The sequence below is a fragment of the Chitinophaga sp. 01L420 genome (genome assembly GCF_056399985.1).
In genome coordinates, this window is record NZ_JBFTSK010000014.1 from 111,922 (window position 1) to 126,085 (window position 14,164).

Consider the following 14,164-nt stretch of genomic DNA (forward strand, 5'->3'; position numbering starts at 1 on the left):
CTATTCCTTTTACTCATATACTTATCTGAGGGAACGATGAGGCAGGATGGTCTGGTAAAAAAAACTACACCCACTGTCATATATATACGAAGAAAAAAATGTTAATTTAGCGTCGACAAACAACTATGCTAGCCCGATCCCTAACTTGGAATAGAAATGAAGAATGTACTGATAGCAGATGATCACGCCATTGTAAGACTTGGTATGAAACAAATTATCTGCTCGCTGCCCGGAGCCATGTCTGTTGCCGAAGCTAAAACCTTTGATGATGCCATTTCCCTTGTTGAAGCCAACACCTTCGACCTGTTGATATTGGACATTAATATGCCTGGCGGGAACAACCTGCAAATGATTTATGCGGTAAAACTACGGCAACCCGATATCAGGATCCTGGTTTTTTCTGCGTACGATGAAATACTATATGCCCTTAACTACCTCAAGGCAGGTGCAGATGGTTATATCGAAAAAAATTCCCCGGATGAGGAATTCAGAACGGCGATTAATGCCGTATTGATGGGTGAAAAGTATATCAGTAAGGCTGTCCGGGACCAGTTGATAGGTAAATTTACCGGGCAACGGGAGCAGCACAGCAACCCTTTTGCGGTCCTTTCTCCCCGGGAAATTGAAGTAATGAACCTGCTTACAAAAGGGCACTCCCTGATAAAAATTGCGGAAATACTTCATTTGCAGCTAACAACCGTCAGCACTTATAAAACGCGGATCTTTGAAAAAGTAGGCGTAAAAAATATGATCGCCTTAATGGAAAAAGCGCAGATGTACCAGGTAACTAGCCACCATTAAGGTGAAGCTGCAAAGATACGCTGGTGCCTCCATCAACGCCCGGATAAGCTAACAACTTACCGTTTATCACGGTCAGCAATTCCATTACAAGGATCAGCCCAATCCCGCCACTGCCGGAATGCCCGGCATCTTCATTTCTCATGTGATTGATCCAGTCTCTTACTGCCGGTGGCATGCCGGTACCGGTATCCAGCAAATGTACGGTCAATACGCGGTCATCTCTTTCAGCAGTTAATTTCACATATCCCCTGGCGGTATATTTTACGGCATTGTCTAACAGGTTATGCAACACAACCGCCAGTAACAGCTTGTTTACCGTCACCACCATTCCTGGCGAAATGTTATTGATGATCTGTATGTTCTTTGACGTGGATACCGGCCTGAAAATTTCCATTTTCTCTTCCATTAGCTGGTAAATGTCCACGGCTTCTTCCGAAAATTCACCCATCAGGAAAGAGGTCCGCATGTAATGTATCAGGTTATCTACCAGGTGATGCATGCGGTAAAGACTATCATACGTCACTGTTTTTATTTCCTTCTCCTGTAGCACACCAGACAATGGTTCATCTTTATTAACCCTGAGCAAAAACCTCAGCGGCGTTTTAATATCATGGGTGATGGCTGCCAGCAAACGTTCGTGCATAAAACTTTGTTTACGCAATTGTTTGTCTGACTCACTGAGTATGGTCATTGTTTCTTCCAGCTCCCGGGTACGGCTCATTACCTTTAATTCTAATTGCCTGTTCTTTTCCCGGATATGCCTGATGCGTATTTTGTAGAATAACACTACCAGGCAGATTAACAGGATGAATATCGCCAGCCTGAACCACCCTCTTTCATAAAAAGCCTGCTGTATATGAATGGCGATTACCTTTTCAATATATTGATCTCTCCCAAATCCTTTCAGCTTCCGGATATGGATGCGATATTCCCCTGATGGTAACGAAGTAAAAGTAATTGTTCTATCACTGCTCACCGGCAGCCATATCAGTTGTTCTTCCTCCTGGTCTTCTTTCTCCAGGGAATAATAAAACTGCAGGTTCCGGGAATCACCGAAATATGGCGAACTGACATGTACCCGGAAGGTTTGAAAATTATTAGGCAGATCGAAGCGCTCTCCCGGCGCCATCAATTTCAGATTGTGTTCCGCCCAGTCTAAATAAATTCCTTTATCCGGTATCTCCATGCGGATGGAAGACGGGGCAAACTGCACCAAACCATCGATCGACGGTAACGAAACATCCCCATTATCAAATTGAAAAGCACAGGGCTCACAGCCTCCATTAAACTCGTTCGTATTAAAACCCTGGTCCTTCCCGAAATAATAATAAAATAAGTCGCGCTGCTTTCCTTCCGCAAAATCGAGGGCATCCTGCCGCCGGATCCTGAATAATCCTTTGTTGGTAGTTAGCCAGAAATAACCATCATCATCTTCCGTGATACAATGGGTGGTAGACATATACCGCTGCCGGTCCTGCGGCAGGGCGACCAGTTTTTCATTCCGGTAAAGAAAAACGCCCATGTTATAAGTAGTGATCCAGACTTCACCTTCTTTGGGGATATAAATACTTCTTATAGCCCCCAGCTCCAGGCCTTTGATGGTATCCGTACGTCCTGACGGCAAATGTACCCGGTATAGTCCATTACCAGTACCTATCCATAAAACCCCTGGTTTCCCTTCTTTTATGAAGGTAACATCTTCAACAGTGGCCGGGAGAAACTCTAACCCCTGTTCCGGCTCACCTGTTTTCATATAGTATAGTCCGGGCCATTTTCCACCTACCCATAAAATTCCATCCCGGTCGGTATATACCTGCCCGATAAGGAATGGTAATTCAATTTTGCGTAATACCTGGCTAAAGTCCGGTGATACACAAACCAGCGTCAGTCCAAATCTCCCCCAGTACTTTCCTTGTTTATCCCGGGTAAGGGCATATTTCTCCAGCACACCTTCCTTATTGAATGACAATGGCAGCCAACTGTATTTTCCGTTCTGGTTAAAGACGAGCCCGGAAGTTGTTACCACCGCATTTCCCGGAAAAGGAGCCTGTGCGTAAAATACTTCAGCTCCTGAAGTATTTGTTTTGCGCACCGTGAATTGTTGCCGGGTACAGATATAGAGCCCCTTCGTGGAACTTCCCAGGAAAACCTTACTGTTAAGCTGATTATAATAGATCGAAGTAATATAGTTTTGGTGAAAATCAAAATCCCTCAGCACTATCGAACTGTGCATACCTCCCCCCGGCTCCGGCTGTAATTGATAACAGTTGTTATCTGTATAAACAAAAACCTGGTGCGCTGCCAGGTTCCAGAACAATTCCATCTCACATTTACCAAAAGAGGGATCAGATAACAGATCCCCTGTAAGCGATACTTTTACCAGCCGGTCTTTTTCCCACCCTATTATGCTCCCATCTTTTTTTAAATAAAAAAGTTGTTTACCGAAAACAAATAAATGCAACAGGTCGAGCCGAGGCTGTATGATGTGGTAGGCTACCTTTTCCTGCTTTACAAAAGAGATGGTATCATGCGCTACCGCAAAATAACTGTCCGTCTCCCCCGGTATTACAACAGGTCGTTCCTTTGCAAAATGTGCGGCATAATCATCGGGCCATCCCCTCATGGGGTAAAACTCATTCCTGGTATCTTTGTATTGCTGATACTTATATCCCAACAGCTCGTTTCCTATATGTTTTACCATACTTCCCGTCACCGTTAATATCTGCCCGATATCCGTTTCTACAGCGATAGCGGTATCATTAGGATAGATCCTGGCCATCCTGCTGCTTTTCAAACCCGGTAGGTTATCGCTGTTGAAATTGAGAAAATAATTGCCATCAAACCTTGTTAGTCCGTTTTCTGTGGCCAGCCACAAAAAACCGTTCTTATCGGGCACAATACCTTTGATGCTGTTTTGCGGCAGACCATCTTCATCAGTAAAACGCTTTATAAAATAATGCGCTGTTGTGTCCATTGAAACAATGGACACTGTTGGCATAAGATGCAATAAAGATAGGTGGAGGCAAAAAATAAGGTTCATCTTCGAAATAAAAGCAGTAACAACATGACACTATAATATCACAACAATACAACATCCTCTGTAATATTTTCTTTATTACACCCCGTGAAGATATAAAATATTCTTATTTTGTTTGGAAAGTAGCCTACTCATAATAGCGCGTAATGATATTACACTCCCTTGACCACATCAACAAAATAATATAACAACCAAAATATTACCAATGAAACAAAAAAAGCTAACAGAGTTAACAGATCAGGAATTGTTACAGGAAGCAAAAAAGATGAAATCAACTGCTATAATTAATACTGTATTAATTGGCTTTCTAATAGGAATTGTATTTTACAGCGTAATGAAAAACAGTGTAGGTTTTCTTACACTAATACCTTTGTTCTTTGCATATAAATTGATTAATAATTCAAAGTATAATCATACAGCATTAGAAAATCTTTTAAAAGAGCGAAATTTGAAATAAACAAATCCACGTAAGTTTTGATAGTTCCCTAAAAAGCAAAAGCCAGCAATAATAACCCGAAGACACCCTGACACATACAATTAATTCAATATATCAATAATTTCCCGTAAATTACTATACATTCTTAACCTTCAAACCAATACCCTATGAAGAAGCTCTACTTGTTTGTAATCTGTACTTTTATGATTACAATAGTTTTTGCTCAAACAAATGAACCCTATAACTTCCCCGTTAAGCCGGGAACGGAGCAATGGAAAAATTTAAAGACACATGAGGAGATGTTGGCAGTATGCCAGCTTCCTCAAAGTTATTTAGAACAAAGTACAACGTCTGCCCTGGTAAAAACCTGTTTGAATTATCCAATGCTGCTGGAATTTATGGCCTACGATAATTTTTTGTCAGGCATTGATACGGTCATCTCCCATTTTAATGGTTTTCAGGAGCTCCTAAAGCGTAAGGATAACGCCCGATCGCTGCAGGATGAATATGCCGGAATAACAACGGACGCTGTTGTATCAGGTAGTAAAAAGCAGGAAGAGAAAGGATTGTATGCTTTTCAGATAATATTGTTAGAGCGCATATTATGTAAAGAAACGGTATTGCAAAATAGTAATGCCCGCAGCCAAAAGGAATTGCAAAGCCTGGCATATGCAAAGATGCAAAGCATGGGCAGATATAAAGAAGTTTTTGGTGAAATAAATAAAGTATCTACCTCATTTCTATTGGGAAACATGATGAAGAAAAACAGCCCCGATGTGTTTACTGATGATGAACTTATCGGCAGTTTTTTAAAGACCGGCCGCTTATATAAAGCGGAAACAGTCAATAAAATCGTTGAGAAGTACAAATCCACTATCAAATAGCATCAGCCAGTGCTTGTATTCCTTTTCGTTTCCACCATTACCACTAAAACCCTTTTCCGTATGAAAAATATTCTTTTTCTCATAAGCATTCTGTCTTTTAATAGTGTCTTTAGCCAAACACCTACAACCATATATACGCCTAAAGGAACAGCGGTTCCGGCGTTAATTATTCCGGAAATGTCCCCTTCACAGATAACAACGCTCAATTCACAAGTAGCTTCGCAGTATCCAAACGCGCAAAGAATGGACGATGCCTCGGCAACCTATAATTGCCATGGATATGCATGGCATATTACCGAAGGAGGGTCGCGTGTATGGTTAAATACGCCCGGAGATGATACTTACTGGACCGATGGAAGCTATAATGAAGTTACTAATACCAGTACTTATCCGGCTAAGGTATCCTATGCAAGTGATGATCATTCTGCTGTCACAACAGCACAGGCGGACGTATTTATATCAAAGTGGGGATCATGGCCATTGATGAAGCATAATAAAAACTATACCCCCTACAATTCTTCCGTACTTAAATACTATGCTTGCCTGCCCACTTCTCTCACCGTTTCCGGCCCTTCCGGTTTCTGTAGTTCTGCTACTTATACCGTACCTGAATTGCCGGCAACGGCTGCAGTTACCTGGACTGCCACCCCAGCTGGAATTGTAAGCGTTACGCCAAACGGGAATAGCGTTACAACTAACATGAGCACCAGTGGCAGCCTGACGTTGACAGCAGGGATCCTAAATAGCTGTGGTAGAACAACCAGTGCAGCCAAAGCTATTACTGTCGGCAATTACTCGCCGGGAAATTATCCTATATCCGGTCAAACCTCCTTATGCGCCAATACGGTAACAACCTACAGCACGAATAGCCTGCCAAATGCCACCAGCTATAATTGGATCATTCCGGCAAATGCACTGAACAATGGCTGGTCAATAGTATCCGGACAGGGAACCAACGTTCTTACAGTGATTACCGGCTCAGTATCAACCACCGTTCGATTGAAGGTACCGAACAACTGTACTACCAATCCGGATGGACTTGCTCCCGCCATGCTTTTTGTGAATATAAATTCTTGCGGGGCTTTAAATTTTTCCATTTCCCCCAATCCAGCAACAAATGTTGCCACTGTTGAGCCTAATGCTTCGACGACGGCCTCAGCAAAATCACAGAACCAATACCCGATTACCCAAATCAATTTGTACGATCAGCAAGGCAATTTAAAACGGCAACAAAAATTCACGAGCAATTCCACGAGGGAACAGGTAAACATTTCCGGTTTAAATCCGGGTATGTATTTTGTTGAAATTGTCACCAACAACGGCAAAGAGAAGCATACACTGATAGTTAGATAATAAACACTAATAGTATGTACCGGAGAGAGGCCATGTTCCTCCCACAATGACCTCTCCCGGTTTCATTCAACAACTCAGGAACTGATCTGTCGTCTGAATATCGGCATAAATCATAGTGAAAGTTTAAAATTAAGAGACGATGAGCTACGAAATATTATTTATCCAGGGTGCAGGGAACGTAACAACAGAGGAAGAGCAAGTAATTGTAGACGCGCTAAGGAGTAGCCTGGGCGATGAGTTTACGATTATATACCCACCCATGCCGGATGCAGACTACCCCACTTATCTGTCCTGGAATGAAGTTTTAACAACTAATCTCAAAAAACTATCGGGCAAAGTTATACTGCTCGGTCATTCCCTGGGAGCTTCTATTATATTAAAGCATTTCTCCGGTGCGCCCGTTCCGGATAAAGTAATAGGAATGATTTTATTCGGCGCACCCTATTGGAAAGATCAGAATTGGGATGTGTCAGAATATGTAATAGCTGATAATTTCGTAGCTAACCTCAGCAAACTGAAGAATATCTATTTTTACTATTCTCTTGATGATGAAGTAATTCCTCATACACACCTGGAATCATACCAGCAACTACTTCCACAGGCCAACTGGAGGATCATCTCAGGCGTAGACCATTCTTATCATGGCGCGATAACTGGTATAATTAAAGATGTACAGGAATTGGCATCCCAATCTTAGCAGAGAATAATATTTAAGACGGTTGGTGTTGAAGTAGCCTTCAAATATTATTGACCCTTTTTTATCGCAGGAAATGCGTAAGACATCCTGTGAAGGTTTACCGCTTGTAAAATACAGCAAGATACATGCAAATAATTACTTGAGCTGCTCGCTTAACCCAACCATAATACCTTCGGGACCACGGACGTAGGCAAGTCGATAGCTATCCTCATATTGCACCACTTCTCCAACCAGTTCAGCACCGTGGGCAAGCAGGCGCGACACCAGTTCATCAATATCATCAACTGCGCACATGATACGGCGGATGCCGAGTTCGTTCACCTGTGCCTTCTCAGGGCCAGTTCTGATGGCGTCCGGCGTGTGGTACTTGTCCAGCTCGATCCTTCCGTGGCCGTCCGGAGTACGCATAAACGACAACGTAGCACGGACGTTCTGAAGGCCAACAAGACGATCTACGGAAGGGCCCTCAACGATCGTTTCGCCTTCGAATTCGAATCCAAGGTCAAGAAAGAAGGCTTTTACGGCTTCGAGGTCATCGACAACGATAAGGACGTTGTCCATTCGTAGCAATTTACTTTTTGTCATGGCTCTAAATTATCATTTATTATGTAACTCATTGCTGAATTATTTCAGCTCCGCAATAGCCATTCAATTTCGCCGTTTGGTCCCCCCACAAAGCTATCGAGAGACATTGACATTTTTAAAATAAGCTTTCTCATACTATTTATGGATATATCGTCAAAGATAGCCGGATAAGGAATAGTACAAGCAGTGCGTTTAAGACAATATGTGTGGGTATTTGCGACAATTGGATGGTAAATTCTTCCTGAGTATTAAATGGTGGGCAAATTAGTTTAAGACGCAATCTCCCCCCCTCAGATTGACGTTTCTCGATAATGATATGCCTTAGCTCTAAAACTAAAGGGCAAAATACCGGGGGCAGCTCAATACCTGGCCGTTATTGAATCAGTGTTCAGGAAATGATCTGCATTACAGCATGATCATCCCGCCGTCATCTTTTTTCATTTATTTATTTTTGAGGCGCTCTCCATCAGGCGTTGCAGCAGGTTTTTGTCTTTTGTAATAATGCGGATAGTTCCATTCATTTCCGGTGTAAATGCTATTCGCCGTTGATAGCTGGTAACCAGGCTATCACCAAGCTGCACATACACCCTGTATTGAGGCGATTGATCTGATTCCTGCCGGCTGTTGGCCTGTGCTGTCGATGAAATAAAAACCACCTTTCCTTCCAGGTATCCATATTCGTTATACGGGAATTGGTCCAATAGGATATGCGCCTGCTGCCCTTTGTTGATCTTGCCAAAATTAGCGGAAGGAAACAAAGCGGACGCGATGAAGGAAAATTTTTCGGGTGTGATCATATATACATCCTCGCCCAACGCCAGCACATCATTCGCCTGCACAGACCTCAGCTCGTGTACAAGTCCCTTATAAGGCGCAATAAGCAGGTATTTCAGCTTCCAGCCCTGGATAAAGTTCTGCAGGTTTCGGGTCTGCTCTTCGATATCCAACAACAGCGCCTGCTCTTTTTCAGCACGTTCATAGGTCACCTCCGCCAAAAGTTTCCTGTTTTCATTTTCAGAGATAGTAGATTGCAGTTTTGCTGACCGCTGATTCTGCCATTCCTTCTTTTTTAGTGTATACTGATCCAATGCTTCCAGGTATTCCTTTTTTGAGATCACTTTATCATCAAATAAAGACTTATAGGCTGCAAGCATATCTTCTCCTCTCTTCAGCTCTTCATTTGTCAACAATTTGCTCTGATCTGCAATAGATGCCAGATCCCTGTAGTTACTCTTTTGTGATTGCAATACACCGATGCGCTTTGAATAGATGGCCTGATCTTTCAGTAAAAGCAAGGCGCTGGTGCTTTCAATAAGTTTATTATAATGATCCTGGGCATCTCCCAATGATACCAGTTCATGTGCTCTGAAATCTGCCAATGCAGGAAAGTCTTTTTGATTCAGTGCAAGACGTATCCTGTTACAAAGGCTGTCCAGTAGGCAGATGTTACCTAAACCTGTATTATTTTCCATTTCCGCCAATATCTGTCCATCGCTTACAAGGTCACCCTCCTTACCGGTTACCTGCAAAATACGCCCGCTTACCAAAGCCTTAATTTTTACCGGCAGTGGTGCTGTAGTGATCAATGCTTTTCCTTCCAGTGTATCCGGGTATTTTATAAAAGCAGCAATGGAGAACAACAATATCAGGATCAGCAAAAAGGACAGCATGCCCCAACGCATAATCCAGGAAGGGGTACGCGCCAGGATATCTTCAAATTCGGGTGAAGTGTCACCGGCGCTGATATGGCGCGTTATTTCGGCGGGAATTATTCTTTCCGGCTTTGTTATTTGCCCCGCATCATTTGTAGTATTTATTGGTTCTTGCATGTTATTATCCTCCCAATTCCAGTTGATTTTTTACAAGATGATAATAATACCCTTTACTCAGGCTAAGCTCGTAGTGTCCGCCCTGCTCAACAAGGCATCCATTGTCCAGCACAATAATATTGTCTGCGTTCATGACCGTACTTAATCTGTGTGCAATAACGACCACCGTTTTATTCCTGTAGAAGGCGTCCAGTTTTTCCATGATCTCCCGTTCGTTATTTGCGTCCAGCGCTGAGGTAGCCTCATCAAAGAATAGTATTTCCGGGTTCTTATAAACGGCCCTGGCAATTAAAATACGCTGTTTCTGCCCGGTACTGATCCCCATGCCTTCCTGTCCTATTTTGGTGTCGTATTTCAACGGGAGGGCATCTATAAAATAGCTGATATTGGCAGTATCGCAGGCTTTCTTCAAACGGATATAGTCGGGGAGGTCCTCTCCCACCGCAATATTGCCGGTAATCGTATCGTTAAAAATGAATCCCTCCTGCATGACCACGCCGCAAAGTTTTCTCCATTCATGCAGATCTGTTTTATACAACATCTCCTGACCTACACGGATGCTTCCTTTCTGAGGATCATAAAACCGCATCAGGAGCTTTAACAACGTGGTTTTCCCACTGCCGCTGGCTCCCACAATCGCCGTTACTTTTCCCGCGGGGATGGTCAGCGTAATGTCGCGCAGCACAGGGGCCATCATTCCACTGTAGGAAAAGCTCACATTCCTGAGATCGATCGTATGATCTTCGGGAACGGCCAGGGGCGAAGACATTCCCGCGGTTTCCATAGGTACTTCATCTTCTTCTGCATAGGTTTCCATTAACCTGTCCAGGCTGATGCGCGCATCCTGCCACTCCTTGATAATTGAAACCAGCTGCAATACAGGGCTATTCAACTGCCCAATGATATATGACACGGCCAGCATCGTACCCAGCGTAACCTGTCCGTCTATCACCAGTTTGGCGGCATAGAAACTGATCAATATGTTCTTGGTTTCATTAATGATCCTGGCGCCAATACTCTGCGCCTGCTCCAGCCGCAGCGCACTGATGCTTACATGGTATAATTTGATTTGTATGCGCTCCCAGCTCCAGCGCTTCGGCAGCTCTGCGTTGTATAACTTTATCTCCTGCATACCACTCACCAGCTCATATATCTTGCTGTTGTTTTCACTGGCATAGTGAAAACGCTTATAGTCCAACCTGGACCTATGCTTTAGAAAGAATAGTATCCAGGTAACATACAGCACGCTGCTACCCAGAAAGATCAGCAAAAGCCAGGCATTATAGTAGGCCAGCACCACACTATAGGCCAACAGGGTGAAAATGGAAAATACGGCACTCATCGACGACCGGGTAAGGAAATTCTGTATACGTTCATGATCGTTGATCCGCTGGAGCAGGTCACCCTTGATCCTGCTGTCGAAATAACGGATAGGCAGGCGCATCAACTTGCTGAAGAAATCTGACACCAGCGATATATTGATACGGCCACTCATGAATAGTAGCATCCAGCTGCGCATCAGTTCCAGGAATAGCTGGCCAAGCGTGAGCATCAACTGGGCGATCAATACCAGCCAGATAAAGTTCAGGTCTTTCTTGTACACGCCTGTATCTACAATGCTCTGCGTTAAAAAAGGCACCACCAGTTGCAGCAGGGTGCCCAATAGCAAGCTTGCCAACACCTGCAACATCAACTTATGATAGGGCCTGAGATAATGCAGCAAAAAGGGCCTGAAACCGATTTTCCCGCTCTCTTCCTCACCGGATGCAATGCTATAGAACGCAGGCATAGGCTCCAGCACCATCACAATACCCTGTGCGGCTTCCTGCCTGGTATCAGCGCCCAGCCAATACTTTACAAACTCGGTAGTGGAATACGTGATCAGGCCCTTTGCGGGGTCCGATACATACACTTTCTTTGAGGTAACTTTATACACCACCACAAAGTGATGCTGCTGCCAATGCAGGATCAGCGGAAGGGGCGCTTCATCTTTTAATTTTTCAAAATTGATACGTGCTGCCATAGTACGGAACCCGTTCTCTTCAGCAGCCCTGGTCAACCCTTTCAGCGAAGCCCCGTCCCTGCTTGTGTCGCTGCTTTCCCTCAGTTGCTTTAACGGCAGCCGTCGTCCGTAGTAACGGGCAATGATTCTTAAACAAGTGGCGCCACAGTCCATAGAATGGCGCTGTCGTTCATGTGGAAATCTGCTCATGGCCGGATAGCTTCTCTTAGTTCGTAGTGATCAATGGCTTTTTGTTTCAACGGATTTGTTGCCCAATTGCTCCAGGTAGCGGTGTAAGGATCATAACCACATTTCAGCGGCTTGCTGTATATATCTGCCGGCTCTTCCAGGTAGGCCCTGCAATCAGTACATACATGCCGGAACTCGCAATCCCGGCATTGTTTCACCATTTCCTTGTGAATACCCCATAGGCGCCGGAACACCTCATCATTGACCACCTGCTTTAACGGGGTATCTGCTATGTTGCCATAGTGCTGCTGCATGGAAGGACAATTTTTAATAAACCCCCGTTTGTCTATCGCAATCTTCTTCCACAGGCAGGTATTATGTTGCTGCGATTCAAGAAAATGTTGCAGATTAGCCGTGAAGTAAGCCGGCCCGAAAATACCACAGTGCTTTTCACTGTTGATGACTTCTTCGGTCTGACTGATGTAAATCTGATCGCCAACGAACAGGTCTACTTTTCTCCGGGGGGCATTATAACAAACAATTCCACCAATACGCTGATTATAGAAGAAGTAGTCCGTAAGTGTTTTGTTATTTTCGTAGCTGTTGTCAAAGGGAACGATAAACTCGATATTCCGGCAGGGGGTTTCCTCCGTGGTCATCGCCAGCGAAATCAACTCATCGGCATTCATACTTCTGAATACCCTGATCTGTATGGACAAACACCCCAGGTCAATGAGCTGGGGAATAATGGAAGTTGCCGGAACCGGCGATGCTTTATCTATGTCAATGATCGCATTTTGTATGATCCCGGGAGAATCGATATCAGGAGAGCATGTTATAAAGCGCTCTGTGTCTGCCATATGATCGCTTAAAAAAATAAATTCTCCTGCTATCATAAATTCAAAGAATTCGTCCAGCGCCTGTTTATTTTCTGGTCCGTATTCGTCATATATAGCCTGGATCTGCCAGCCGTGGTAGTTATCTATCAGGTCAGAGAAGCTACCAGGCACCAGGTAGTAGGCCCCGCGTTGCAGATCACAGAGAAGGGCCCTCTTTGCTCCGGCAGTAATGCTGCCCGAAGCCAGCCGTATCATGTATTTACCGGCAATGTTTTCAGGATCGTTCATTGGCTGTATTTATAATTCTTGAAACGGGTTTATATAGTGGGCCTACCTTCAGCAACTGCAGGTGATATTGATGATAAGGAGCATACTTGGAGAAATTGGTATTATTGCTGTTTTTCCCAACAGCCACGGAGATGGTTTTACCATAAAAAGGAGGATACTGCTCCCGGAAATGGCCATCAAAGATCTCTTTCAACGTGCTCATATGTGGTAGAAATTTTTGTTAAGTAAGTGGCCACCTCCCGCTCCAGTTGATAGTTGCAACTGGCGCTCATACTTCCAAATTGCCCTACGGGATTCACTTCAAGAAATACAAAGCTGTCGTCAGGAGTTACCAGCATATCGATGGAGCCTGTATTTAAATTCAGCTGTTTCATCAACACGCCGATCATATCCTCCATAGCTGATGGGAGCTGATAGGGAACATTCCGGTTGGGTTTCTGATAATTGTAATGCCGCATATCTATACGTGTCAGCGGGTCTTGCTGACTTAGAATGGCCATTGTATAGCACCTGCCATTGACATAAAAAATACGCAGTTCATACTTTTTTTCTACATATGCCACAAACAGGCCGGGCATAAACCGTTCGGGCAGTTGTGCTATATCATCAGCTGTAAAAAGCGCATTATACTGTCTGTACGATATGTTCCCTTCATTAAAAAAACTAACATCGCTGACAGGCTTTGTCAATATTTTTCCATGTTTAATTGCAAACGTCTTCACCGCGCTTTGCTGGGTGAAAACACCAAATTCAGGTACCGAAAAACCTATATCCCTGGCTGCATCCATCACCAGCAGGCGATTCATCCTTCTATTGCCATTACCGCTCAGATTGGGTATTTTCCCCAGCCGGCTATTGAGTAGCTCCAGGATAAAACGGAGCTCGGCCCCCAGCTGTGTTGAAATAGCATCCGGCACATCGCTGCTCTGCCACGTTTCGGAAAAAGCGAATGCTCCCCTGCGGTACCAGTATGCCTTTATATCGCTGAAGTTCAGTGTCTTATTTCCTTTAAAATAAAGAACGATCTTATCGTTCTCAATAAAGATATTTTCGATAACATCTTTATCGCTGACCAGCATCACGGTATGCCCCATTTCCTCTATCCAGCGGATAACTGAAAAAGTGGTGGCATCGCCTTCTCCGGAAAGTATTAATATCATAACCTGCAATAAAAAAGACGAACGTGGTGTAAATACCTGCCGGCGGCGTTTGACAGCCCTCCGG

12 protein-coding genes are annotated in these 14,164 nt (G+C 44.0%); 5 read left to right on the forward strand and 7 right to left on the reverse strand.

Going from position 1 to position 14,164, the window contains the following annotated elements:
- Nucleotides 1-156 precede the first annotated feature (156 nt).
- The gene (locus tag AC1DP6_RS16020) at nucleotides 157-801 is read left to right on the forward strand and encodes a response regulator (protein WP_477055728.1); all 645 of its coding nucleotides are present in this window, start codon (nucleotides 157-159) and stop codon (nucleotides 799-801) included.
- Here AC1DP6_RS16020 and AC1DP6_RS16025 read toward each other — a convergent pair.
- Entirely contained in the window at nucleotides 788-3,775 is a 2,988-nt protein-coding gene (locus tag AC1DP6_RS16025) for a sensor histidine kinase (RefSeq protein WP_477055729.1), read from the reverse strand. The two genes, AC1DP6_RS16020 and AC1DP6_RS16025, sit on opposite strands and share 14 nt — an antisense overlap.
- Nucleotides 3,776-4,043: 268 nt before the next feature.
- Here AC1DP6_RS16025 and AC1DP6_RS16030 point away from each other — a divergent pair, with 268 nt between their 5' ends.
- From AC1DP6_RS16030 to AC1DP6_RS16045, 4 genes are all read left to right on the forward strand, one after another.
- Nucleotides 4,044-4,295, forward strand: a complete 252-nt coding sequence (locus tag AC1DP6_RS16030; RefSeq protein WP_477055730.1) for a hypothetical protein — start codon at nucleotides 4,044-4,046, stop codon at nucleotides 4,293-4,295.
- A gap of 146 nt (nucleotides 4,296-4,441) precedes the next feature.
- Complete coding sequence (locus AC1DP6_RS16035; RefSeq protein WP_477055731.1) at nucleotides 4,442-5,158, forward strand: hypothetical protein; 717 nt, start codon at nucleotides 4,442-4,444, stop codon at nucleotides 5,156-5,158.
- A gap of 60 nt (nucleotides 5,159-5,218) precedes the next feature.
- Nucleotides 5,219-6,511 carry a T9SS type A sorting domain-containing protein gene (locus AC1DP6_RS16040; protein ID WP_477055732.1) on the forward strand — a complete coding sequence of 431 codons (1,293 nt, stop codon included), beginning with the start codon at nucleotides 5,219-5,221 and terminating at the stop codon, nucleotides 6,509-6,511.
- Between the two features lie 139 nt (nucleotides 6,512-6,650).
- Nucleotides 6,651-7,208, forward strand: coding sequence for an alpha/beta hydrolase (locus AC1DP6_RS16045; RefSeq protein ID WP_477055733.1), 558 nt, complete (start codon nucleotides 6,651-6,653; stop codon nucleotides 7,206-7,208).
- Nucleotides 7,209-7,343: 135 nt separating this feature from the next.
- On the opposite strand, the gene AC1DP6_RS16050 is transcribed toward AC1DP6_RS16045, so the two are convergent.
- The 6 genes from AC1DP6_RS16050 to gwsG form a co-directional block, all read right to left on the reverse strand.
- Nucleotides 7,344-7,769 (reverse strand): VOC family protein, encoded by a 426-nt coding sequence (locus AC1DP6_RS16050; RefSeq protein ID WP_477055734.1) that lies wholly within the window; start codon nucleotides 7,767-7,769, stop codon nucleotides 7,344-7,346.
- Nucleotides 7,770-8,230: 461 nt separating this feature from the next.
- On the reverse strand, nucleotides 8,231-9,622 hold the full coding sequence (locus AC1DP6_RS16055) for a beta-barrel domain-containing protein (protein ID WP_477055735.1): 1,392 nt from the start codon (nucleotides 9,620-9,622) through the stop codon (nucleotides 8,231-8,233).
- Nucleotides 9,623-9,626: 4 nt separating this feature from the next.
- Complete coding sequence (locus AC1DP6_RS16060; protein ID WP_477055736.1) at nucleotides 9,627-11,834, reverse strand: peptidase domain-containing ABC transporter; 2,208 nt, start codon at nucleotides 11,832-11,834, stop codon at nucleotides 9,627-9,629.
- Entirely contained in the window at nucleotides 11,831-12,940 is a 1,110-nt protein-coding gene (gene gwsS, locus AC1DP6_RS16065) for a grasp-with-spasm system SPASM domain peptide maturase (RefSeq protein ID WP_477055737.1), read from the reverse strand. The genes AC1DP6_RS16060 and gwsS overlap by 4 nt, the downstream gene beginning before the upstream one ends.
- Entirely contained in the window at nucleotides 12,927-13,142 is a 216-nt protein-coding gene (locus AC1DP6_RS16070; RefSeq protein WP_477055738.1) for a hypothetical protein, read from the reverse strand. Before AC1DP6_RS16070 ends, gwsS begins: the two co-directional genes overlap by 14 nt.
- A complete protein-coding gene (gene gwsG, locus AC1DP6_RS16075; protein ID WP_477055739.1) occupies nucleotides 13,117-14,100 on the reverse strand; it encodes a grasp-with-spasm system ATP-grasp peptide maturase in 984 nt (327 codons plus the stop codon). Before gwsG ends, AC1DP6_RS16070 begins: the two co-directional genes overlap by 26 nt.
- Nucleotides 14,101-14,164: the final 64 nt, after the last annotated feature.